The 22604-nt window shown below is 60.0% G+C and carries 19 protein-coding genes and 2 pseudogenes; 14 read left to right on the top strand and 7 right to left on the bottom strand.

Going from position 1 to position 22604, the window contains the following annotated elements; genetic code table 11:
* Nucleotides 1–28: 28 nt before the first annotated feature.
* From G113_RS09415 to G113_RS09435, 7 genes are all read left to right on the top strand, one after another.
* On the top strand, nt 29–874 hold the full coding sequence (locus G113_RS09415) for a DMT family transporter (RefSeq protein ID WP_005899797.1): 846 nt from the start codon (nt 29–31) through the stop codon (nt 872–874).
* Nucleotides 871–1185, top strand: a complete 315-nt coding sequence (locus G113_RS09420; protein ID WP_005899798.1) for a hypothetical protein — start codon at nt 871–873, stop codon at nt 1183–1185. The genes G113_RS09415 and G113_RS09420 overlap by 4 nt, the downstream gene beginning before the upstream one ends.
* Nucleotides 1186–1259: 74 nt before the next feature.
* Entirely contained in the window at nt 1260–1727 is a 468-nt protein-coding gene (locus G113_RS09425; protein ID WP_005899801.1) for an acyl-CoA thioesterase, read from the top strand.
* 83 nt (nt 1728–1810) lie between these two features.
* Nucleotides 1811–1966 (top strand): pleiotropic regulatory protein RsmS, encoded by a 156-nt coding sequence (gene rsmS, locus G113_RS20550; RefSeq protein WP_005899803.1) that lies wholly within the window; start codon nt 1811–1813, stop codon nt 1964–1966.
* Nucleotides 1967–2001: 35 nt separating this feature from the next.
* Nucleotides 2002–2469, top strand: a complete 468-nt coding sequence (locus tag G113_RS09430) for a GyrI-like domain-containing protein (RefSeq protein WP_005899804.1) — start codon at nt 2002–2004, stop codon at nt 2467–2469.
* Nucleotides 2470–2598: 129 nt separating this feature from the next.
* Nucleotides 2599–2790 carry a hypothetical protein gene (locus G113_RS21745; protein ID WP_236611738.1) on the top strand — a complete coding sequence of 64 codons (192 nt, stop codon included), beginning with the start codon at nt 2599–2601 and terminating at the stop codon, nt 2788–2790.
* On the top strand, nt 2791–3801 hold the full coding sequence (locus tag G113_RS09435) for an MFS transporter (RefSeq protein ID WP_236611739.1): 1011 nt from the start codon (nt 2791–2793) through the stop codon (nt 3799–3801).
* 33 nt (nt 3802–3834) lie between these two features.
* On the opposite strand, the gene G113_RS09440 is transcribed toward G113_RS09435, so the two are convergent.
* Nucleotides 3835–4677 carry a LysR family transcriptional regulator gene (locus G113_RS09440; RefSeq protein ID WP_005899806.1) on the bottom strand — a complete coding sequence of 281 codons (843 nt, stop codon included), beginning with the start codon at nt 4675–4677 and terminating at the stop codon, nt 3835–3837.
* A gap of 105 nt (nt 4678–4782) precedes the next feature.
* On the opposite strand from G113_RS09440, the gene G113_RS09445 reads away from it, so the two are divergent.
* The gene (locus tag G113_RS09445) at nt 4783–5271 is read left to right on the top strand and encodes a nucleoside deaminase (RefSeq protein WP_005899808.1); all 489 of its coding nucleotides are present in this window, start codon (nt 4783–4785) and stop codon (nt 5269–5271) included.
* Nucleotides 5264–6469: an MFS transporter gene (locus tag G113_RS09450; protein ID WP_005899809.1), complete on the top strand. Its 1206-nt coding sequence runs from the start codon at nt 5264–5266 to the stop codon at nt 6467–6469. Before G113_RS09445 ends, G113_RS09450 begins: the two co-directional genes overlap by 8 nt.
* Nucleotides 6470–6535: 66 nt before the next feature.
* On the opposite strand, the gene rluF is transcribed toward G113_RS09450, so the two are convergent.
* Nucleotides 6536–7522 carry a 23S rRNA pseudouridine(2604) synthase RluF gene (rluF, locus tag G113_RS09455; RefSeq protein ID WP_005899810.1) on the bottom strand — a complete coding sequence of 329 codons (987 nt, stop codon included), beginning with the start codon at nt 7520–7522 and terminating at the stop codon, nt 6536–6538.
* Between the two features lie 628 nt (nt 7523–8150).
* On the opposite strand from rluF, the pseudogene gdhA reads away from it, so the two are divergent.
* Nucleotides 8151–9498, top strand: a pseudogene (gene gdhA / locus G113_RS09460) (NADP-specific glutamate dehydrogenase).
* Nucleotides 9499–9727: 229 nt separating this feature from the next.
* Here gdhA and G113_RS09465 read toward each other — a convergent pair.
* The 4 genes and pseudogenes from G113_RS09465 to G113_RS09480 all read right to left on the bottom strand — a co-directional run bounded on the left by G113_RS09465 (nt 9728) and on the right by G113_RS09480 (nt 11619).
* Nucleotides 9728–9976 carry a DUF1272 domain-containing protein gene (locus G113_RS09465; protein WP_005899812.1) on the bottom strand — a complete coding sequence of 83 codons (249 nt, stop codon included), beginning with the start codon at nt 9974–9976 and terminating at the stop codon, nt 9728–9730.
* A 109-nt stretch (nt 9977–10085) separates the two neighbouring features.
* The gene (locus G113_RS09470; protein WP_005899813.1) at nt 10086–10625 is read right to left on the bottom strand and encodes a DUF4823 domain-containing protein; all 540 of its coding nucleotides are present in this window, start codon (nt 10623–10625) and stop codon (nt 10086–10088) included.
* Nucleotides 10622–11037 (bottom strand): annotated as a pseudogene (locus tag G113_RS09475) (VOC family protein). Before G113_RS09475 ends, G113_RS09470 begins: the two are co-directional and overlap by 4 nt.
* A gap of 114 nt (nt 11038–11151) precedes the next feature.
* Nucleotides 11152–11619: a hypothetical protein gene (locus G113_RS09480; RefSeq protein WP_005899814.1), complete on the bottom strand. Its 468-nt coding sequence runs from the start codon at nt 11617–11619 to the stop codon at nt 11152–11154.
* Nucleotides 11620–11772: 153 nt separating this feature from the next.
* Here G113_RS09480 and G113_RS09485 point away from each other — a divergent pair, with 153 nt between their 5' ends.
* A complete protein-coding gene (locus G113_RS09485; RefSeq protein WP_005899815.1) occupies nt 11773–14916 on the top strand; it encodes a DUF3427 domain-containing protein in 3144 nt (1047 codons plus the stop codon).
* 295 nt (nt 14917–15211) lie between these two features.
* Nucleotides 15212–17290, top strand: a complete 2079-nt coding sequence (locus G113_RS09490; RefSeq protein ID WP_236611741.1) for a putative bifunctional diguanylate cyclase/phosphodiesterase — start codon at nt 15212–15214, stop codon at nt 17288–17290.
* Nucleotides 17291–17447: 157 nt separating this feature from the next.
* Here the strand turns inward: G113_RS09490 and speA are convergent, their stop codons facing one another.
* The gene (speA, locus tag G113_RS09495; protein ID WP_005899817.1) at nt 17448–19352 is read right to left on the bottom strand and encodes a biosynthetic arginine decarboxylase; all 1905 of its coding nucleotides are present in this window, start codon (nt 19350–19352) and stop codon (nt 17448–17450) included.
* An 891-nt stretch (nt 19353–20243) separates the two neighbouring features.
* Here speA and pepT point away from each other — a divergent pair.
* Nucleotides 20244–21467: a peptidase T gene (gene pepT / locus G113_RS09500; protein WP_005899819.1), complete on the top strand. Its 1224-nt coding sequence runs from the start codon at nt 20244–20246 to the stop codon at nt 21465–21467.
* Nucleotides 21468–21617: 150 nt separating this feature from the next.
* On the top strand, nt 21618–22604 hold a 987-nt coding region (locus G113_RS09505; RefSeq protein ID WP_040319090.1), incomplete at its 3' end, for a GNAT family N-acetyltransferase.

A 22604-nucleotide genomic window follows, 5' to 3' on the forward strand; every position in this document is an offset into this window, starting at 1 on the left:
CCGCCGCCTCTGAACTCAAGGTGAATGGATGCCACTGCCGCGCCTCGTGCTGCTGACCCTGCTGACGCTAATGGCGTTTGCCGCCAATTCTGTGCTGTGTCGTCTCGCTCTGTTCGAAGAGCGGATGGATCCGGCACTCTTCACTCTGCTGCGCCTGACCAGCGGTGCCTTGGTATTGCTGCTGCTCTGTGCCCGTCGCCATGCCCCGCGCCAAGGCGACTGGGGCGGCGCCCTGGCCCTCATCGTCTACGCGGCCGCCTTCTCGTTTGCCTACCTGACCCTGACCACGGGCACGGGGGCCCTGCTGCTGTTTGCCGCTGTCCAGCTCAGCATGCTGGCTCCGCCCCTGCTGCGGGGAGAACGGCTGCCGCCGCGCCAGTGGGCTGGCCTGCTGCTCGCCATGGCGGGTCTGGTTCTGCTGTTGCTGCCCGGCATTACGGCGCCGGACCCCATGGGGGCGGCATTGATGATGACTGCGGGCATTGGCTGGGCCTGCTATACCCTGCGGGCGCCGCACTTTAGCGATCCCCTCGCTGCCAACGCCGGTCATTTTCTGCGCGCCAGCCTGCCCGCAGCCCTCATTTACCTCCTACTGGGCCAGCTGCAGGCCAGCCCAGTCGCCATCGGCTATGCCCTGGCCTCGGGGGCGCTCGCCTCCGGGCTCGGCTATGCGCTCTGGTACAAGGTATTGCCCCAGCTTGGCCGCACCCTGGCCGCCAGCGTCCAGCTGCTGGTCCCCCTGCTGGCCGCCCTGGCCGGGCTCATCTGGTTGGATGAGTCATGGTCGCTGCGGCTGTTATTGTCATCCCTGGGCATCTTGGGGGGCATAGCACTGGTCATCTGGGGTCGCCCCCCAGTCAGAGAGACGCCATGAAAAAACACTGGATGAAAGTTGTCACACTGCTGCTCAGTTGCAGTATTTCGATCGGCCTGTCGGCCGCTCTGGAAGATAGGGAGGCTCGTCAACAGACGCTGGATCAGGCCTGCCTCAGCGCCCAGCAGACCTTGATAGATGCAGGCAAGGCCCAGCGTATCAAGGCCTGTGAGGATGAGGGCGGCAGCCAGGCCAAGTGCCAGCAAACCTTTGCCCGCTTCGGCCAGCGCGAGGGCAACAAGCGCCCGGATTTTAGCCAGGTCCCCGCCTGTTCGCAGGCCGAGCAGTATCGACAAGGCTATCGCCAGTGATGGCGTCCATATCGCGCCGCGATCCCCTGCCCGATGCCCGCGCTTTTCTACCCCAAACCTCATAAGGAAGTACCATGAGTGCCCGTGAACTGACCCTGCAATTTCTCGCCGAACCCGCCGATGTCAACTTCGGAGGCAAGGTCCATGGCGGCATGGTGATGAAGTGGATCGATCAGGCCGGTTACGCCTGCGCCGCCGGCTGGTGCGGCGGCTACGCCGTCACCGTCTATGTGGGAGGCATCCGCTTCCTGCGCCCCATCCAGATAGGCCAGCTGGTCGAGGTTCACGCCAAGGTGATCCACACGGGCACCACCAGCATGCACCTGGCGGTGGATGTCTACAGCCGTCATCCGACCGATCCGGCTCGCCACAAGACCACTCACTGCATCATCATCTTCGTGGCCATGGACGAGCACGGCAAACCGAGCCCCGTCCCCCAGTGGCAACCGGTGAGCGAGCAGGATTTGCAGTTGCAGCAGTACGCCAAGAAGCTGATGGCCCTGCGCGAAGAGCTCGACAAAGAGATGCGCCAGCACATGTGACCGCATTCGCCCCGGCCAGCGGGGCGTGTCTTCGCAGCCCTGGGCGCTATAATGGCGCCCACTCTTTCGCGTGAGAAACCACAATGTCCCTGGAAAATGCCCCCGCAGAAGTGCAGCTCGCCGTCGATCTCATCGAGCTGCTGGAAACCAACAAGATAGCCCCAGCCCTGGCCCTGGCGGCACTTGCCATCGTCCGTCAGGACTATGAGCGCAAGCTGGCCGCTGGCGCCGAGCACTGAGCTCTCTGTCAAGTCAACGTTACCGGAGAAACCCTATGCAGCCACCGCAACGCATCGAACAGGGCCCCGCCATGCTGCTCGGCGGTCTGCGCCGTCACCATGAGTTTCAGCTTGCCGATTTTGGCGGCCAGTGGCGTGACTTCATGGCCATGGGCCCGCTGCCGGGTCAGTTGGGGGAACATGGCTACGGCGTCATCTGCGGCGCCAACGAAACCGGTTGCGAATACATGTGCGCCGTTGAAGTAGCTGCGCTTGAAGCCATATCAGCGCCCCTCGGCCGGATGCGCATCATGCCCCAGACCTACGCCGTCTTTGTACATCGGGGCCATGTGTCTGCCATGCCGAAAACCTGGCAACAAGCACTGGACTGGCTGGCCCAGTCCGATTACCAATCGGCCCACAAGCCCGATTTCGAGCGTTATGGCGCCGACTTTGATCCCCGCACAGGCAGTGGCGAGGTCGAGATCTGGCTCGCCGTGGTGCCGCGCCAGACCATCGCCTGACCGCTGCTGATGGCCAGGGGGACAAGCTGCTTGAGCAAGCATAACAATGAGTTGCCTCAAACAAGGGGATGACGCCACCTCAAGGCAGTGCGAAGATTGCTCCCCAATTTACCTTGCCTGAGTGTTGTGATGGACAACCCGCCTAGTACGGCGCCGACGGGGCTCTGGAGCCTCTCTGCCCGCCTCATGACCCTGGCCTGCCTCATCGTGTTCATGGCCCAGATGGCCACCACGGTTTACCTCCCCTCCCTGCCCGTGGTGATGACGGATCTCGCCATGGCCAGAAAAAGATGCAGAGCTCTCCATCTCCCCTGTTTGTGATTGGCGCCGCACTGCCGCTGCTGTTCTGGGGGAGCCGCCGCCGATCGCTATGGCCGCCGGATCCCCCTGGCCCTGTCACTGCTGTTGTTTGTCGGGATCAGCATGCTGCTCTCCATCACCAGCCAAGGGAGCTTGTTGCTCATCTTGCGCACCCTGCAAGGGGTGGCGGCAGGCGGCGCCACCATCATAGCTCGCATCCTGATACGGGATCACTGGCAGGGCGATGAGCTGGCTCGCCGCCTCTCCGTGCTCTCCATCGCCTTCATCACCGCACTCGGTGGCGGCCAATGGATAGGTGGGCTAATCAGTCGCTATGCCCATTGGCAACAGGGGTTCATCCTGGTGGCAGGTGTCGGCATCCTGGCCCTGGTGCTCATGATCCGCCTGCCGCTCCATGGTCCCCGTCCCGCCGCGCAGACCACTGGCATGTGGCAACGCTACGGGCGCCTGCTGCAACGTCCCGGCTTTCTCTGGCCCGCCTGCGCCGGAGGCTTGGGATTCGCTATAACAGTGACCCTGCAAGAGATCAGCCCCTTCGTATTGCAGCAGGGCTTCCAACTGGAGGTGACCACCTTTGGCGCCCTGGGGCTACTTATCGGGGTTGCCTATTTCGCGGGCGCCATGGCTGTCAACAGGCAGGTCGCCAGAGTCGGCGGCAAGCAGTTGATGAAGCAGGGAGCGGGGATCATCCTGCTGGCCTCTGCTGGCATGGTGTTACTGTCGATATTGGCCGAGTTGCAGGGCGCAGGCGCTCTGGTGGTCATGATGGGGTTCTACTGCCTCATCATCTTCGGGCAGGCGGTGCTCTTTCCCAACAGCATGGCGCTGGCGGTCAGCGATGCCAGGGAGCATGGCGCCTATGCCATGGCGTTGTGCGGTTTCTTGCAACAAGGGCTGGCAGGCATCGCCGCGGCGGGTGCCACACTGCTGAGCCATCATGGCGCCTGGGCAGAGGCCATCTTCATCCTGGCATTGATGACGGCGATGATAGTGCGCTTCAAGGTGCGCTGATCCGCGGCTTGCTGCGCGGTCAAGGGAATCGCCTCAGGATGGCCCCATCACCTGGTCACACAGCATGGTGAGAGCCTCGGCGAGGCGGGCCAGTGGCTCTCCCCGCTCAGCGCTCACATGCAGGGCCAGCTCGATCGGAGCGAGCGCGGGCCAATGGCTCAGGTTAATCTGCCCCTCCTGCAACAACCGTTGGGGCAGCAGGCTGACCCCGATCCCGGCGCTCACCGCCCCCTGCAAACTCGCCAGGCTGGCACTGACATAGGCGATGCGCCAGCGCACTCCCCTGGCGTCCAGCGCCGCCGTCATCTCATCGCGATAGAGCCCTGCGCTTGGAAATGCCACCAGCGGCAGGGGATCCCGTCCCGCCGCGGGCCAGTCGCGGCTATCTACCCACCCGATGGGTTCGGGCCAGACTGCCCTGGGTTGGCCCTGGCCCCGCCGCTGCTTGACCAGCGCCAGATCCAGCTCCCCTGCGGCAAAGCGCTGCCAGAGATCGTGACTGAGCCCGCTCATCACCTCGAGCCGAACCTGGGGATAGTCCCGGGCAAAACGGGCCAGCGCCCGGGTCATGGCGCCGGCGGCGAAATCCTCCGGCACCCCGAGGCAGAGCTGCTGGCTCGCCTCGGCCACCTGCTGTTCGGCCTGGGCAAGCAGGTTGAGAATGCGCCGAGCCGTGCCAAGCAGCGTCTCCCCCTGCGCCGTCGCCGTCACCCGACCACCCTGCCTGTCCAACAAGGTGCAACCGAGCTGAGTCTCAAGCCGCCTCATCTGCTGGCTGATGGTGGATTGGGTGAGATGTACCCGCTCGCCGGCGCGGGTGAAGCTGCCGGTATCGACGATGGCAACGAAGCTGCGCAGCAACAGGGGATCAAGCATGGTCTCTCCATTTACAAAATTACTGATAGACATTAAATCATTTAATTTTCCCATGATAGTGCAAGGGGCTAACCTGTTACCAGACTCCACAAGCGGCCACTTCATATGACAGACGCTTCAACACCGGACATCTCCCTGCCGACCCATCAAGCATGGCTGGTAAAAACGGTCGAACTCGCCCTTAATCACCGACGCCGGGGCGGACGCCCCTTCGCGGCGCTGCTGGTTCGCGATGGTCAACTGCTGGCCAGCGCCGTCAATCTGATGCACCTGGCCGGGGACCCCACCCGCCATGCCGAGCTCGAGGCGCTGCGCACCGCCAGCCAACATGGCCCGCTCAAGGGCGCCGTGGTTTACGCCAGCGGTCACCCTTGCCCCATGTGTCTGAGTGCCCTGGTGATGAACGACATCAGTGCCGTCTACTATGCCTTCGACAATCAGGATGCCGCGCCCTACGGCTTTGATAGCTCGATGAGCTATGCCCGTCTGGGGCTCTCACTGGCACCGCCTCCTCTGCCACTCATCAAGCTGGCAAGCCCCATCAGCGCCGCCACGCTCTATGGGAACATGGATGGCTGCGACCACCATGAGTAGACAGGGCGCCAATGCCCTGCTGGTACTGGTGGTGCTGGCAGGCCTCAACCTGCGGCCCTTTCTCACCGCCATAGGCCCCTTGAGTCTGCGCATCCAGAGCGATCTGGCCATGCCCCTGGCCAGCCTCGCCTGGCTGACCCTGTTGCCGCTCTGGCTCATCGGTATCGGGGTTTTGCTCACCCCGGGCCTGCTGCGCCTGACCAGCCCTCGCATCCTGCTGGCGACGGCCTTGCTGCTGCTTGGCCTTGGCAGTGCATTGCGTTTCGATGTGACCAGCTGCGCCCTGCTCATCGCCAGTGCCGCCCTGTGCGGCCTGGGTTCGGCCCTGGTGCAAGGGGTCTTGCCTGGCCTCATCAAGGGCAGGTTTCACAATCGTGTACCGCTGGTGATGGGGATCTTCTCCGCCTGCTTGATGGGGGGCGGCGCCCTGGGCGCACTGGTCACCCCTACCTTGAGCAACCTGATCCCTTGGTCTCACGCCCTGGCGCTATGGAGCCTTCCCCTGCTCCTGGCCCTGCTCTGGCTATGGCGGCGGGTGCAACTCCCCCAGGCTGCCGCCATGGCAACCCATCCGGGAGAAGCCAGTCTCATCCGGCAGCCACGCACCTGGCTGCTGATCGGCTGCTTTGGCATCATCAACGGCGGCTATGGCCTGGTGATCGCCTGGCTGGCCCCCGCCTACCTGGCCCTGGGCTGGAATGCAGAGCAGAGCGGCACCCTGGTGGCCTGGCTGGCGCTGGCCCAGACCCTCAGCGGCCTTGGTCTCCCCTTGCTGGCCGCGCATCGCCTGGATCGCCGCCCCTGGATGGGACTCGCCGTTCTTATGCAGATAGTCGGGTTCAGCGGGCTCTGGCTTGCCCCCACCCTGGCCCCGCTGCTCTGGTGCCTGCTATGCGGCGCAGGGCTCGGCGGCAGCTTCTCACTCATCATGGTGATAGCCCTCGATCACCTGCCCGATCCCAGGCGCGCGGGGACACTCAGTTCCCTGATGCAAGGGGTTGGCTTCATGCTGGCGGCAACCGGCCCCTGGGTCGCGGCACGGCTGCATGAGGAGACCGGGAACTTCGGCGCCGCCTGGCTGTGGCAGCTGGGGGGACTGGCGATCATGAGCCTGTTGGTGCTGCGCCTCAATCCCGCCGGTTATCCCCGCGCCATGGGGCAGAGCCCTCCTCTCACGCCTCAGCCCGTAAACGGCTGAGCCAAGATGACAAAACACCGGCCTGGGCCGGTGTTTTGAGGGAGATAGCGAGGGGCTGGAACGGGATCAACGCCCCTTCTTCTGCCGTCCGGAGTGATTGCTACGCGGTTTGCCTGCGACCGGTTTGCCCCCCTTGGGGGCTCCCTTGCCAGCGGCGCCCTTGCCCGCCGCCTTGGCAACAACCTTGTTCTCAAACGCCATGGGGCCCGGCACGTTGGGACGCCCGCCAATCTCATGGTCATCCTTGCGGGTCGCTTTGCCCTGGGCGGACTTGCTGCCTTGAGCCTTCGACGGATGGCTGGCCTTGGCAGCCTTGGTCTGCTTGTCTTCGGAAGAGGAGTCCTCAATCAGCTTGAACAGCTCGATCAGTTCATCATCAGTCAGATCGCGCCACTCACCCACCGGCAGCCCCTTGAGGCTGACGTTCATGATGCGCACCCGCTCCAGCTTGGTGACCTCGAAACCGAAGTGCTCGCACATGCGGCGGATCTGGCGATTCAGCCCCTGCACCAGGGTGATGCGAAACACGAAGGGTGCCTCTTTTTTCACCTTGCACTTCTTGGTGACGGCGCCGAGGATCGGCACCCCGGCCCCCATGCCCTTGATGAACTCGTCGGTCACCGGCTTGTCCACGGTCACCAGATACTCTTTCTCATGATCGTTGCCAGCCCGCAGGATCTTGTTGACCAGATCGCCATGGTTGGTCAGAAAGATGAGTCCCTGGGAATCCTTGTCGAGTCGCCCGATGGGGAAGATGCGGGTACTGTGGTTGACAAAATCAACGATGTTGTCCTTCTCGCCCCCCTCGGTGGTACTGACGATGCCCACCGGCTTGTTGAGCACGATAAAAATCAGGCTGTCGGCCTCGCGCGGCTCGATGATCTGACCGTTGACCTTGACCAGATCGCCAGCCACCACCTGATCCCCCACCTCGGCTCTTTTGCCGTTGAGAAAGACGCAGCCCTGCTCGATGAAGCGATCGGCTTCACGGCGCGAGCAGATGCCGCTCTCGCTGATGTATTTGTTCAAGCGCATGGATTCATCAGCCAGCATGAGTCACCTGCCAGAGTGTTGGATTGAAGAGGGTCTGCGGCTGGGTCAGCCTGGTCATCGTCGGGTTAGTCTGCATACTGTTCCATCTACAAAAAAGCATCTGCAAAAAAGCATTTTCAAACAGGTCAGGGCCTGCGCATTCTTCGAAAAAACGCCGCTACAGTAGCATATTGCCCCCCGTCTTACCCCGGATACTTCTCGCCCGCCCCACCGAATGGCGCGATGGCAGGCCCAATACCTGGCCCATGAGGGCACAAGTCCCACTGACAGATGGAGCCGAACAAAAAGTACAGAGCATCAGGGCGCAATGAAGGCCGCCGCCCCCCGTCTTTCCCGCAAGAAACATTCACTGGTATGTCACCGATTCAATCCTGCGTCATTTGGCGCCAATAAGAACTTGCTATTTATTAATCAAAAATGCATAAAAAGATTTTAGGTCGCGCGAATTATCTTACTGTGGCGCCATGTGAAAACCACCTTTTTCGATAAAAATGGAACATTGTTTTGTAAAAAAAATAAAAACGAATATCCACCCCCATTCATCACAACATAAAAAATATTCTTGGATGCCTGGCCTGGCTCGCTTGCTGGCAAGCGCCTATTTCATCATCCCATACAGGAGTTATCGATGAGTCATTCACTATCCCAGACGGACTTCCTGGCCAATGTGGCCAAACGCAACCCTCACCAGCCCGAGTTCATTCAGGCGGTGAGTGAAGTGATCGCCTCCATCTGGCCTTTCATCGAGCGTCATCCCCGCTACCTGACGCACGGACTGCTGGAGCGGCTGGTTGAGCCGGAGCGCCTCATTCAGTTCCGGGTGAGCTGGGTTGATGACCAGGGGCAGGTGCGGGTCAACCGCGGCTATCGCATCCAACACAACAGCGCCATAGGTCCCTTCAAGGGCGGCATGCGCTTCCACCCCTCGGTGGATCTCTCCGTACTCAAATTCCTCGCCTTCGAGCAGACCTTCAAAAACTGCGCTCACCACCCTGCCCATGGGCGGTGGCAAGGGCGGCAGTGATTTCGATCCCAAGGGCAAGAGCGAGGGGGAAGTGATGCGTTTTTGCCAGGCGCTGATGCTGGAGCTCTATCGCCACCTTGGGGCCAACACCGATGTCCCCGCCGGTGACATCGGCGTCGGCGGGCGTGAAGTGAGCTACATGGCGGGCATGATGAAGAAGCTCACCAACAGCGCCGAATGCGTCTTCACCGGCAAGGGGCTCTCCTTTGGCGGCAGTTTGATCCGCCCGGAAGCCACCGGCTACGGCCTGCTCTATTTCGCCCAGGCCATGCTGGCCCACCGCGGCCAGTCGCTCGACGGCATGCGGGTCTCGGTGTCGGGATCGGGCAACGTCGCCCAGTACGCCATCGAGAAAGCGATGGCACTCGGCGCCCGGGTCATCACCGCCTCCGACTCCGGTGGCACCGTCTACGATCCGGACGGCTTCACCCCCGAAAAACTGGCCCGCCTGATGACGCTCAAGAACGAGCAGCGTAAACGGGTCGCGGATTACGCCCATGAGCTGGGGCTGGAGTTCTTCACTGGCCGCTCCCCTTGGCACTTGCCGACTCAGGTCGCCCTGCCCTGCGCCACCCAGAACGAGCTAGGGGAAGAGGATGCCGCGGCGCTCATCGCGGGCGGTGTGCAGCTAGTGGTGGAAGGGGCCAACATGCCGAGCAGCGCCGCCGCCATTCACGCTTTCCACGCAGCCCGGGTGTTGTTTGCCCCGGGCAAGGCGGCCAACGCAGGGGGCGTTGCCACCTCGGGGCTCGAAATGAGCCAGAATGCCCAGCGCCTCGGCTGGAGCCGGGATGAAGTCGATGCCCGTCTCAAGGAGATCATGGCCAGCATTCACAGCACCTGTGTTAGATACGGACAGGATGAGGAGGGCCATGTGAACTACGAGAGCGGCGCCAATATCGCCGGGTTCGTCAAGGTGGCCGACGCCATGCTGGCCCAAGGGGTCTGCTGACAGACCCATGGCCGGATAAAATGAACAACGCGGCAGCCCAAGGGCTGCCGCGCTGGCTTGTCGCAATATCCTGCCTCAAGAGTGTCGACTCTCTCTTTCTCATTCCACCGATGGGCGATGACGAACCGGATCTTTCACAGCCAGAGCAGATTCCATTCCATCCATCTCGGTAGTTCTGCCCAACGTATTCCTCCGCCTGCGGCGACAAACCAGGGCCCCCAAGTAGTCTCTATCCTTGCTTGGCGCAGCCAGCGGCCTTGAGCACTCGCAGGCTGGAAGCAGGATCGTTAAGCAGTCGTGCCGCCGGGCGGATCGGACGCGCCACCAGATTGCCACCACAGTTGGGGCAGAGCCCCCCCAGATGCTGTGCGGCACAATCGATGCAAAAGGTACATTCATAGCTGCAAATAAGCGCCTGCTCCGACTCAGGGGGCAGATCCCGATCACAGCACTCGCAGTTGGGTCTCAGTTCCAGCATCTCGACTCCGCCCCCATTGAGGTTCATTGGATATAAAGACTGGCCTCTCCCTGTTCCATCGCAGGACATGGCGCAGAAGAGGGTACCTTGAATTGGCGATGGCATGCCCTCAGAACAGGCTGCTTGCAAATGCTTCAAGGGGAGCAGGCAAGAGATCCTGGGGATGCTCGGCCCCCGGGGTGGCGAGGCCGCTCTGCCCCTCAATCGAAGCGAAACGCAGCGCCTTGGCACTGGCCACCTCGATCAGGGTCAGCTTGACGGTCACCTTGTCGGGACTCGTCTCTTCCGCGCTGCCCCTGTCTTCCCAGTGAAGGATCTCAGGATAACAGATCAGCTCATACCCTCCCTGACGAGCAGTGACCAGGGCCTCATTCACGCTCTCTGGCTGACTGGCCAAGTCGACCCGAGCCAGTCGCCTGCGCAGCGGCGCCGCTATGGCCTGACTTAGCATCAGACCCGAGCCCGGATAGTGGTACTCGCCATAGGCAGCGTCCGTGGCGAGCGCGATATAGAGGCTCTGCCCGGCCTGGAGCTTGGGCGACGACTGCGCCGGGGCGAGCCGAAGCTCATGACTCGCACACCCGGCAAGCAGCGCGGCACCCCATACTAGGGCCAACCAGCCCCCTAACTTGCGGGTTATCGGTTTCATCGGCACTCCTTGCCATCACTATGGCGATGCCCCCCTTCCTGGAGATGCGGATAGACGCTCACCTCGATCAGGTTGGCATCGGGGTCGAGGAAATAGACAGAGCTTATCTCTCCCATGGCGCCGGACTTGACAACCGGTCCCTCGATCAGCGGGATCCCCTGCTCACGCAGATGGCGCATCACCTCATCAAGGGGCCAGTGGCTGATGAGACAGAGATCCCCCGCCCCACCTGCGCCCGGTTACGCGGCTCCTGCCCCAGCAGTTGCAAGTTGATCTTCTGGTTGCCAAAACGCAGCGCCCGTCGCCCGGCACCAAAGGTGATGGCCTCCATATTGAGCACAGCGCGGTAAAACGCGACGGACCGCTCTATGTCACTCACCGTCAATACCAGATGGTCTATGTGGCTGATCATCGCTTCGTCTCGCTTCTGTAGTGAGCCATTCCCTTACCCTTGCCATTATCAAAAGCAACTGTGCCATAGCACCTGTTGTCAGAGTGTTGCTTCAGTATGGCACCCTAGTTCCACTCACCGAATGGAGGAACAAGTCTGATCACGCCGAGCAAGTAAGGTTTCATCCTCACTGTCCATGGCTGCCAGAATGGCCTGATTGCAGGCGCGCTCCGCCAGCTTGGCCGGGCTCTGTTTGGCATCCCCAATCTCGGCAATCATCGGCCGATAACTGACGGCCGCCGAGCAGTACATGGTGCGAAATTTGGGCAGTTGCCAACTGCTGTCATCCTGCCGGGTCAAGTCATCACACAGCTTGTGAAACAGGGCGGACGCCTTGACCGTGCACTGGCTAAAACGCCGCATATCCTGCTCGTAGGGACGGCAGACGCTTTTGGGTTGGATCTGCCAGAACTGGAAGGTAAAGGGCACCTGCTCTCTCTCATATTCCACCACCAGCGTCTTGGCCTCGGTGCCATAGATATCCGTCACCTGCTGCTGCACCAAGTTGAGATAAGCCGAAAAAAGATAGGAAACCGGATCCATCACCACCTCCCTGTGGTTGCTACTGCCGAGCTGTATCACGAAAACCGGGGCGATTTTCAAACGAGTAACAGGTGATAACAGCTTACTGATTTGGTTGGAAAAAATGATACTCTTCTCGCCCCCCTCATGTACAACGTTCAAGGCCAGTGTGCGATGCAACAATGCGGTATTTATGAACAACTCATTACTCAACTGCTGACATCTCGACTCGACCGCGAGCGCTTTTACGTAGGGGAACGCCAGCTTGAACCTGCCGAAGCGGCAGTCTGGTTATCACGATTTCTGAGTCGTGTTTTGGAATATGCGGTGGGTTCGGTCACTGGAGAAGATCAGCTGCAACGGCAGATTGAGCTGGCCAACCAGTTATTGCTTTGGCTAAAGGATCGCACCCAAGACCCAGACTTTATTGGCGAGAACCTCATCGATAGTCAAGGGAGAATTCTGACTGCGCTCTACCAGTTGGATAACCCCATCTCCGCCAATTTAAAGCAATATACCGAGGATATTTTCCCTCTGACCGGTCTGACGCAAAGTGAGCTGTTCTGCGGCAGCAATGCGGGTTTGTCGATGGAGTCGGAGATTAAACGGGAGATATTATCGGCAGATAGCATCTGCTGGCTGGTCTCATTTATCAAATGGGCAGGTATCCGTATTTTCCGCCATGAGCTGGAAGAGTTCACTCGCAGCGGCCGCCAATTAAAAGTGATTACCACTTCTTATATGGGGGCTACCGACGCCAAGGCGGTCGAATTTTTAGCCAGCCTGCCCAACACTGAAGTCAAACTCAGCTATAACACCCAGCGCGAGCGGTTGCATGCTAAAAGCTATCTCTTTTGCCGAAATACTGGCTTTCATACCGGCTATATAGGTTCATCCAACCTCTCTCATTCTGCCCTCACCAGTGGCTTGGAGTGGAACCTAAAAATCACCTCGCAAGAGATCCCTCATATTATCGAGAAATCCCTGAGTACCTTTGAAACCTATTGGGAGTCCGATGATTTTGAGCTGTTTGATGGCAAGCTCGAAAGCCGTACAAAATTGCAGCATGCGCTGCAAGAGGCCCGTGGGGATGGGGACAAAAATAGCCCTGCCTATTTCTTTGATATCACGCCGTTTCCCCATCAACAGGAGATCCTTGAGCAATTGGCGATGGAACGCGCTTTACATCAGCGCTTTCGTAACTTGGTGGTTGCGGCCACCGGTACAGGGAAAACCCTGATATCCGCCTTTGATTTTGCACGTTTTCTGAAAACAAAACCCGACGCCAAGTTTCTGTTTGCCGCCCACAAAGAGGAGATCTTGCGCCAAGCATTGGCCTCGTACCGCGGTGTGCTCAAGCAATCCAATTTTGGCGAACTCTTGGTCGGCGGCGCCGTGCCAACCCACTACCGTCAGCTATTTGCCTCGGTGCAATCCTTGAATAACCAGCTGGCTACGTTGCGCCTTAGCCCTGACTATTTCGATTACATCGTCATCGATGAGGTTCACCATATTGCGGCGGCCAGTTATCGTGGTTTGCTCGCAGCCTTTGAACCTCACATTTTGTTGGGATTGACCGCAACGCCAGAGCGCCATGATGGCGGTGATATTCTTGCGGACTTTTGTGGTGTGATCGCAGCAGAAATCCGCTTGCCCGAGGCCATCAATCGTCGCCATCTCTGTCCGTTCCAATATTTTGGTATCGATGATGATACTGACTTGCGCCAAGTCGCTTGGAAAAATGGTCGTTATGACATCACTGAGCTCACCAATATCTATACCCACAATCAGCAGCGGGTACAGAAGATAGTCCAGAACCTCTATGAGATCGTCACTGATATTACCAAGATCAAAGCGCTGGCATTTTGTGTGAGCCGCGAACACGCTGATTTTATGTGCAAGGCATTTTTATTGAAGGGCATCAAGGCTGACATCCTCACCAGCGATAACCGAGACGAGCGCCATAGCAAACAACAAGATTTGCGTACCGGCGTTATCAATATTCTCTGCGTGGTGGACATCTTCAACGAAGGTGTTGATATCCCGGAAGTCGATACCTTGCTGTTTTTAAGACCAACGGAAAGCCTCACCATCTTCTTGCAGCAATTAGGGCGGGGCCTGCGGCTGGCGCACGATAAAGAGTGCTGCACCGTGTTGGATTTTGTTGGCAATGCTCGCGCAGAGTATGATTTTGCCCAGAAATTCCGGGCTCTGGTGGGTAAAACCAATAAGGCGATCAACCACGAAATCAAACAGGGCTTTCCCCATGCCCCATTGGGTTGCCGCATCGAACTCTCAAAACAGACCCAAGAGTTAATTCTGAGCAATATCAAGAAGGCGACTCTCAATACCGCGCGCCTCATGGGCCTGATCCGCCGTTTCTCACAGGATTGCGATTTACCGCTGACACTGGCGAACTTCTTGAAGTTCTACCCTCACATCAGCCTTGAGGAGATCTACAAGCGCGGCAATTGGAGCGCCTTGGTCAAACAGGCCCACAACCATACCGTTTCTGAAATGAGCGATGAGAAGCTGTCGACCCTCTACACCCGGGCTATCAGAACCCGCCTGTTGGGCTGCGATGCTCTCCATTACTTGAACTTCCTACAAACCTTGGTGGCAAACGCATTTACCTTAACGGCCGAACACGATGAACGCATGGCCTTGATGTGCCATTACGACTTCTGGCAACAGAGCGGCCCCAACGCAGGTTTTAGCTCCTTGGCACAAGGCCTGAAACAACTCAATCAACCAGCGTTAAGGGCCGAGCTGGCAGATCTGTTGCCCATGCTTATCAACCGGGTGCAACACGAGCAACGGTCCATGCCTCACCTTCCCGGCAACCCGCTACAACTGCATGCCCGATATGCCAGAGAGCAGGTGCTAGTTGGCTTTGGCGCGACCACCTTCGCGCAACAACCGACTGCTCGCGAAGGGGTGTATGTCATCGCAGAGCAAAATATCGAGTTGTTGTTTGTGACTCTGAATAAAACTGAGCAGCACTTCTCCCCCACCACCCGTTATCACGACTACGCCATCAACGAGTCGCTGTTTCATTGGCAAAGCCAAAACAGCGCTCGCCCCGAGCGGGGTAAGGGTCTGAGTTACATAAACCACAGAGCAGAAGGTAAGCGCTTGTTTCTGTTCGTCCGCGAGCAGAGCAAAGATGAATTTGGCCGTACCCTTGGCTTCGTGAACTTTGGCGAGGTGGAGTACGTGTCTTATAGTGGCAGCCAACCGATGAATATTAAATGGCGTCTCACTACCCCGATGCCGCCCTTTATGTGGAAAGACGCTGCCAAATTGGCGGTTGGCTAGAGAGTGTCATTTCGTTATGCCCCACAGATGACATGGAGGATATAGGCATAACTTCGAACTGGTCATTCCCTGATTTTCAAGTGGGGGCAATGTGGAACCCAAGTCCGGATAAAGTGCAGGGGGAAGCTGAGAAAATGGATAAATTCAGTCTCGACAAGCAGATCTAAGACCTATTTTGGCACTTATATCAGACCGACTTATGACGGCTCTGGTGTACAATCGCCGGCCAATTTTGCCAGATTACCTTTGCCGTGGCTCAGGCCGGCGATTCATCCCAGGGTTATTAGAAGTGCTTATGACGCCTCCCATGCTCAGCAGTTATTACAGCCAGGATCTGGTGTTCTTCTCCATCCTGGTTGCCGTACTCGCCTCTTATACCGCCTTGAACATGACGAGCCGGGTCAGCCAGAGCCAGGGGCGGGCGGCGGCCCTCTGGCTCACGGGGGGAGCCTTCGCCATGGGTTTTGGCATCTGGTCCATGCATTTCATCGGCATGCTGGCCTTCAAACTGCCCATCGCCCTCGGTTACGATCTCACCCTGACCGGCCTCTCCTTCATTGCGGCCGTGGGTTCCTCCGCCTTCGCACTCTGGCTGGTGAGCCGCGCCACCCTGCCCTTGAGCCATATCGCAGGCGGCGCCTTGCTGATGGGAGTGGGCATCGCGGCCATGCACTATATCGGCATGGCGGCCATGATGATTACGCCCGGCATTCACTATCTGCCGGGTCTCTTTGCGCTCTCCATCCTCATCGCCGTACTGGCCTCCGGCGCCGCGCTCTGGATAGCCTTTCGCCTGCGCGATCGCACCCAGCGCGCCTTCTTCAGCAAGGCACTGGCCTCTCTGGTGATGGGCGTCGCCATCATCGGCATGCACTACACCGGCATGGCGGCGGCCGAGTTCCCAATCGGCAGCCTCTGTGGCGCCCTCTATACCGGGCTGGATGCCCAGTGGCTGGCCCTGGTGGTCATAGTCGTGACCTTGACGGTGTTTGCCGTCGCCCTCATTCTCTCCATGCTGGATGTGCAAAATGCCCGCCTCTCCTCCTCCTTGCACCAGGCTCACGACGAGCTGGTCAAGCTGGCGCTCCATGACAGCTTGACCCGCCTGCCAAACCGCTTGCTGTTTGCCGACCGGCTGGAGCAGAGCATCAAGCGCTGCCAGCACAGTCGGCAGCGCTTCGCCCTGCTGTTCCTCGACCTGGACGGCTTCAAGATCATCAATGATGCCCACGGCCACCACACCGGCGATCTGCTGCTGCTCGAGGTGACTGAGCGCATCAAGGGGTTGCTCGGCAGCAGCGACACCGCCTCGCGCTTTGGAGGGGACGAGTTCTTGCTGGCTCTGGCGCCGGGGGACATGGCCCAGACCCGCTTGTTTGCCGAACGTCTGCTGGCCGAGATAGCCAGACCCTATCAGCTCGAGCATCACAGCCTCCATATCACGGTCAGCATCGGCATCGCCATCTACCCCGATGATGGTACCAGCCTGCACGAGCTGACCCTCAACGCCGATGCGGCCATGTATTACGCCAAAGAGCGGGGGCGCAACGACTACTACTTCTTCGACAGCGCCATGAACGCCAATGCCCACCAGCAGTTCCTGTTGCAACAGGATCTGGGCTACGCCCTGGAGCGGGGCGAGCTGGCGCTCCATTATCAACCCAAATACGGAGCCCAGGATGGCCAGGTGGTCGGAGTCGAGGCACTGCTGCGCTGGCAACACCCGGTCCATGGCGCCATCTCCCCCGCCAGCTTTTTGCCGCTGGCGGAGAAGACCCGGCTCATCATTCCCATCGGCAACTGGGTCATCGATGAAGCCTGTCGCCAGATGCGTATCTGGCTGGCGGCGGGCCATGATCAGTGGAGTCTGGCGGTAAACCTCTCCACCATACAGCTGGCCAGCCCGGGATTGCTGGGGGTGGTCGAAGAGGCCCTGCACCGTCATCGGCTGGAGGCTCATCACCTGACCCTGGAGATCACCGAGTCCACCGCCATGGAGAATGCCGAGGAGAGTCTGCTCATTCTCAACCGGTTGGCGGAGCTGGGGGTCAAAATATCCATCGATGACTTCGGCACCGGTTACTCCAGCCTGCTCTACCTCAAACGCTTCCCGGCCAATGAGCTCAAAATTGACAAGGGGTTTGTTACCTCCCTCGGCCAGACGGGAGAGGATGCCGCCATCGTCAGCGCCATCATCGCCCTGGGCCACACCCTGGGGATGCGCATAGTGGCGGAAGGGGTAGAGACGGCGCAGCAACGGGCCCTGCTGGTCCGGCTTGGCTGCGACACCCTGCAGGGCTATCTGCTCGGTCGCCCCATGCCTGCCGATAACTTGCTGGCCCACTGCACCGGCCACGAAGCCTTGCCGGCCTGAGGCTGGCCCCTTGTCCAGACTCGCAACCACTGATCCGCTGCTTGCAGCTTGCTTTGCCATGAGCCAAGTGTTCTGATCATAAAAAACGGCGCCCGAAGGCGCCGCTTTTTCATTCCCGTCTTTTTGTTTCCACCGACGGGGCGAACAAACCAGAGGCTTATTCGTCTTCCAGGTAGGCATAACCTTGCAGACCCAGATCCAGCTCGTCGAGCAGGGCCTTGCGGGTCTCGTCATCCAGGGCTGGATGAGAGGCGATGCGCTGATAGCTCTCGCGAATGACGGAAGGATCTATGTTGACGTAACGCAACAGCTGCTCGACGGTATCGCCGCGCACCACGTTGCGGATGTCCATCTTGCCTTCGTCGTCCAGCCAGACTTCCGCGCAGTGGGTATCACCGAACAGGTTGTGCAGATCCCCCAGGATCTCCTGGTAGGCACCGACCAGGAAGAAGCCGACATGGCACTCTTCATGCTCGCCATATTCCGGCATCGGCAGCGTGCTCTCCACCCCCAGGCCATCCACATAGTGTTCAACCTGACCGTCGGAATCGCAGGTGATATCCATCAGGATACCGCGGCGGCTCAATGGGCGATCCAGGCCAGCCAGCGGCATCACCGGGAACACCTGACCAATCCCCCAGGCATCGGGCAACGACTGGAACAGGGAGAAGTTGGCGAAACACTTGTCGGCCAGTTTCTCGTTCAGGTCATCGGCCAGGGCACGGTGGCTGCGGTTTACCGGATTGAGCTTCTCTTTGAGCTTGAGGCAGGTGTTCTGATGCAAGGTTTCGGCCCAGGCGCGCTGCTCCAGATTGAGCATACCCATGGTGTACTGGGCGTTGACGTCGGTCAGATCAGCAAGGGAGTCATGGAACAGCTCCAGCAGCGAGGGATCTTCCTCGTGGTTGAGCTCCTGCCACCCTTTCCACATGTTCTGCAGCAGGGTTGGTGCATCCGCATCAGGCGCATGAACCTCGCTCATCTCGGCCCCTTCGGCGCCAATGATGTTGGTGACCAGCACGGCATGGTGGGCGGTCAGTGCCCGGCCAGATTCGCTGATGATGGTAGGATGCGGCAGGTCGAACTCACGACAGACATCGCCTATGCCCCACACCACGTTGTTGGCGTACTCGGACAGGCTGTAGTTGGCGGAGCAGTGGCTCTGGGAGCGCGTGCCCTCGTAATCCACACCCAGACCACCGCCCACATCGACCACGTCGATATCGGCGCCCAGACGACGCAGCTCGGCGTAGAAACGGCCGCACTCGCGGATGCCGCCCTGGATGTCACGGATATTGGCAATCTGCGAGCCCAGGTGGAAGTGCAGCAGCTGCAAGCAGTCAAGCTGGCCCAGGCCGCGCAGACGCTCGACCAATGCCAGGATCTGGGAGGCGGAGAGACCGAACTTGGACATGGCGCCGCCGCTCGATTCCCACATGCCGGAACCGGTGGAGGCCAGACGGGCACGCACACCTATGTTCGGCTTGATGTTGAGGCGCTTGGCTTCATCGAGCACCAACTCCAGCTCGGAGGGCTTCTCGACCACTATGTAGACCTTGTGGCCCATCAGGTTGCCAAGCAAGGCGTGGCGCACGTATTCACGGTCTTTGTAACCGTTGCAGACGATGACGGAACCGCGATCGTGGTGATGAGACAGGACGGCCAGCAACTCGGGCTTGGAGCCCGCTTCCAGACCCAGACGCGGTTTGTCGCTGTAAGATTGGCTGATGGTTTCGATGACGCGGCGCTGCTGGTTTACCTTGATCGGGTAAACACAGAGGTAGTCGCCCTCATAGCCGGACTTCTCGATGGCCTGACCAAAGGCGTTGAACAGGGCATCGACCCGGCTCTTGAGAATGTCGGGGAAACGCAGCAGCACAGGGGTGGTCAAGCCGGATTGACGCAGCTGTTCGATGGCGTCAGACAACACTATCTGCGCCTCTGGGCGAGTCTTGTCGGGCGAAACGGTCACGTGACCGGCGTCGTTGATATTGAAGAAACCCGCCCCCCAGTAGGGAACGTTGTAAACCTTCAAGGAGTCCTTGCTGGACCAGTTAGTCATGGGCTATGCCTCGCAAATGAGCGGCGTGAAGCCGCCTTCGTTACCCTCAATCACATCCAGACCATTTGCGGCGAGCCAAGGCTGCCTGGTGGATTTTGGGAAGTAACGAGTCTTGATGTGGGGCTTGTGGCTTTACATCAAGCTCAACGGTATGCGGCGCTGGGTTTCAGCTCCGCGGTACTTTGATGGCGCGCAGCATCAGCCACGCCGCGGCTCATCATGGCCTGGCAGTCACAACACCTTGGGAGGAGGATTTCAAGGAAGAGAGGAACGAGGCGTCATCGCAAACGCGAGCACATGACGACAAGATACCGCAGCACACATTTCCATCCACGACCGCCCATGACAAGGGGATGATGATGAGCCCAAGGGCCCACTCGGTCGCCTGAATGGCCAAAATGCCTGCTGTTCTCCCTGATATCGGAACCTAACCGATATAAAAGAAATCCAATCCCTGCAGTGTCTGTCGTGTCTGCATGCCTCGCCCTATAGGCGGTCGAACTCAAGGGGGATGGGCGGCCTAGCCTGCCCTGGGTTACCCCTTGGATCGGCGCGGAGTTTACACACTTCTGCGCCGGGCTGACAATAAAAAATCTTGTTAAATTTTCGCTTTTTTGAGGCGATCTCGATCTCGCTGCCAGCCAAGCCAGCTCTGGGGTTGGCCTCTGTTGCCCTCCCCCCGTGCCCTGGGGCTTTTTCAACCCCGCACCCCCGGTACTTTCTCCCGTTTTTAGCACAGGGGTTGCAGGCGGTTTCGCACGACAACCCCTGACCCCTGCTCGATGACCAGGAGCCCATGACGGGGTTAGTCACCAAAAAACTGCGCTGACGCAAGGTGAGGCATCAGGGCTCGGCAGACAATGGGGATTCATCTTCTGTCGAGGCCGTCCCATGGACCAGCTGCTGTCCCGCTTTCTGCACTATCTGAGCTTTCATACCCGATCCAACGCCAACAGCCCCCTTTGCCCGAGCAGCCCGGGCCAACGGCAGTTCGCCCTCGCCTTGCAGCGTGAATTGCAGGCCATGGGCCTGAGCCAGGTGATCCTGGATGAGAACGGCTACCTCACCGCCTGCCTGCCCGGCAATCAACCAGGCGCCCCCGCCATCGGCCTTATCGCCCATATGGACACCGCCGATTTCGAGGCCGAGCGGGTCAATCCCCAGCTCATCGAAAACTACCAGGGCGGTGATATCTGCCTGGGTAAGGGGGACGAGGTGCTGAGCACTCGCGAGCACCCCTGCCTCAAGCGTTATCTGGGGCAGGATCTCATCACCACGGATGGCACTACCCTGCTGGGCGCCGATGACAAGGCCGGCATCGCCGAAATCATCACGGCGGTGGCGCGGCTGAGGACAGACCCGGTCTCGCGCCGAGGAGATCTCTGGCTGGGGTTCACGCCGGACGAAGAGATAGGCCGTGGCGCCGATCTGTTCCCCCTTGCCCGCTTTCCCGCTCGTTGGGCCTACACGGTAGATGGTGGCGAGGTGGGGGAGCTCGAATACGAGAACTTCAATGCCGCCAGCGCCACGGTGCGATTCACCGGCAACAACGTCCATCCGGGCACCGCCAAGGACCAGCTCATCAACAGTCAAACCCTGGCTGCGCGCTTTCACGCCGCCATGCCCCCCGAGCAAACGCCGGAGGCCACCGACGGTTATCAGGGTTTCTTCCACCTGGCACAAATGAGCGGCACCGTGGAGCAGAGCGAGCTGCACTATCTCATTCGCGACTTTGATGATGAGGGCTTTGCCGCTCGCAAGGCCCTGCTCGCCGAGCGCGTCGCAGCCCTGCAGATAGCGGCGCCGGGGGCGCGCATCGACCTCGCTATGCGGGACAGTTATCGCAACATGAAGCAACAGATAGCGCCGCACATGCACATCGTCGAGCTGGCCAGGGCCGCCATGCAGGCGGTGGAGGTGACCCCCAAGATAAAACCCATTCGCGGTGGCACCGATGGCGCCCGTCTCTCCTTCATGGGCTTGCCCTGCCCCAACCTCTTTACCGGCGGCCACAACTTCCACGGCAAACATGAGTTCATCCCGCTGCAATCCATGGAAAAAGCGGTGCAGACCCTGGTCGCCCTGGTGCATCTGAGCGCCAAGTACCAGGACTGACGTCACGGGAGTGGCCTGGTGCCGGAATCTGCCCAGCCGCCAGGCTCTCCCATCGCCTGCCGCCCCTTGCCATCAAACTGTCACGGGGCTGCCACGGGGCGGGAACAGAGCGGCGCCATGCTGGGGAAGAACCACAGCCGGAGCCGCCCCATGTTCAGCGTCGATGCCATTCTCAGCCAGCACTTTCCCCGCCTCAATCTGCCGGGGCCGGCTCGCCGCGCCCTCAAGTGGTTGTTGCGCGAGCGCGACTTTCAGCAATTCGCCGCCCAGTACCCCCATCTCAAGGGGCTGGATTTCGTCGAACAGGCGCTCTGCCAGCTCGATTTCGATTATCACGTCAGCGAGGCCCAGCTCGAGAACATCCCGGCCGAGGGCCGGGTCATACTGGTGGCCAATCACCCCATCGGCTCCCTCGATGGTCTGGCGCTGCTACGCCTGCTCGGCCGCATTCGCCCGGACGTGAAGATAGTGGCCAACCGCTTGCTGGCCAGCCTCCCCCCCCTGCAATCCCTGCTGCTGCCGGTAGACAACCTGGGGGGCAAGACCGATCGCAGGGCCATACTCGCCATGGGGGAGCATCTGGCCAAGGGGGGCGCCATCATCATATTCCCGGCCGGTGAGGTGTCGCGTCTCGGCCTCAGGGGCATCAAGGATGGTCCCTGGCAGGGGGGATTTATCAAGTTGGCCAAGCGCACCCAGAGCCCGCTGGTGCCCATCCATCTGGGAGCGCGCAACGGCTTGGGCTTTTACCTCGGCTCCTGGCTCAACAAATCCTGGGCAGGCCTGTTGCTGGCCGCCCAGCTATTTCGCCAGCAAGGGGGGCGCATGACCATCACCATAGGGCAACGCATCCCACCCCACGCCTTCGAGGCGCTGCCAGCCAAGCCTGGGGCCAAACTGGTACGCGAGCATCTCTATCGCATCGGCCTTGGCAAGCAGGGTCGCCTCGCCACCGAGGCGCCGATAGCGCTGCCGGGAGACAGGGCAAGACTCAAGCAGGCGATAGAGGCTTGTGAGCCCCTCGGCCAGACCCCGGATGGGCAGCGGATCTATCTCTATCGCCGCCGTGAGCAGAGCCACTCCGAGATACTGCGCGAACTCGGCCGATTGCGGGAGATCGCCTTTCGGGCCGTGGGG

It is taken from the genome of Aeromonas molluscorum 848 (assembly GCF_000388115.1).
GTDB classification, from domain to species: Bacteria; Pseudomonadota; Gammaproteobacteria; order Enterobacterales; family Aeromonadaceae; genus Aeromonas; species Aeromonas molluscorum.

Excerpts from the sequence above, each read along its gene's own strand:
- G113_RS09415 (WP_005899797.1), top strand. The coding sequence starts at position 29 with ATGCCACTGCCGCGCCTCGTGCTGCTGACCCTGCTGACGCTAATGGCG.
- G113_RS09420 (WP_005899798.1), top strand. The coding sequence starts at position 871 with ATGAAAAAACACTGGATGAAAGTTGTCACACTGCTGCTCAGTTGCAGT.
- G113_RS09425 (WP_005899801.1), top strand. The coding sequence starts at position 1,260 with ATGAGTGCCCGTGAACTGACCCTGCAATTTCTCGCCGAACCCGCCGAT.
- rsmS (WP_005899803.1), top strand. The coding sequence starts at position 1,811 with ATGTCCCTGGAAAATGCCCCCGCAGAAGTGCAGCTCGCCGTCGATCTC.
- G113_RS09430 (WP_005899804.1), top strand. The coding sequence starts at position 2,002 with ATGCAGCCACCGCAACGCATCGAACAGGGCCCCGCCATGCTGCTCGGC.
- G113_RS21745 (WP_236611738.1), top strand. The coding sequence starts at position 2,599 with ATGGACAACCCGCCTAGTACGGCGCCGACGGGGCTCTGGAGCCTCTCT.
- G113_RS09440 (WP_005899806.1), bottom strand. The coding sequence starts at position 4,677 with ATGCTTGATCCCCTGTTGCTGCGCAGCTTCGTTGCCATCGTCGATACC.
- G113_RS09445 (WP_005899808.1), top strand. The coding sequence starts at position 4,783 with ATGACAGACGCTTCAACACCGGACATCTCCCTGCCGACCCATCAAGCA.
- G113_RS09450 (WP_005899809.1), top strand. The coding sequence starts at position 5,264 with ATGAGTAGACAGGGCGCCAATGCCCTGCTGGTACTGGTGGTGCTGGCA.
- rluF (WP_005899810.1), bottom strand. The coding sequence starts at position 7,522 with ATGCTGGCTGATGAATCCATGCGCTTGAACAAATACATCAGCGAGAGC.
- G113_RS09465 (WP_005899812.1), bottom strand. The coding sequence starts at position 9,976 with ATGCTGGAACTGAGACCCAACTGCGAGTGCTGTGATCGGGATCTGCCC.
- G113_RS09470 (WP_005899813.1), bottom strand. The coding sequence starts at position 10,625 with ATGAAACCGATAACCCGCAAGTTAGGGGGCTGGTTGGCCCTAGTATGG.
- G113_RS09480 (WP_005899814.1), bottom strand. The coding sequence starts at position 11,619 with ATGGATCCGGTTTCCTATCTTTTTTCGGCTTATCTCAACTTGGTGCAG.
- G113_RS09485 (WP_005899815.1), top strand. The coding sequence starts at position 11,773 with ATGCAACAATGCGGTATTTATGAACAACTCATTACTCAACTGCTGACA.
- G113_RS09490 (WP_236611741.1), top strand. The coding sequence starts at position 15,212 with ATGACGCCTCCCATGCTCAGCAGTTATTACAGCCAGGATCTGGTGTTC.
- speA (WP_005899817.1), bottom strand. The coding sequence starts at position 19,352 with ATGACTAACTGGTCCAGCAAGGACTCCTTGAAGGTTTACAACGTTCCC.
- pepT (WP_005899819.1), top strand. The coding sequence starts at position 20,244 with ATGGACCAGCTGCTGTCCCGCTTTCTGCACTATCTGAGCTTTCATACC.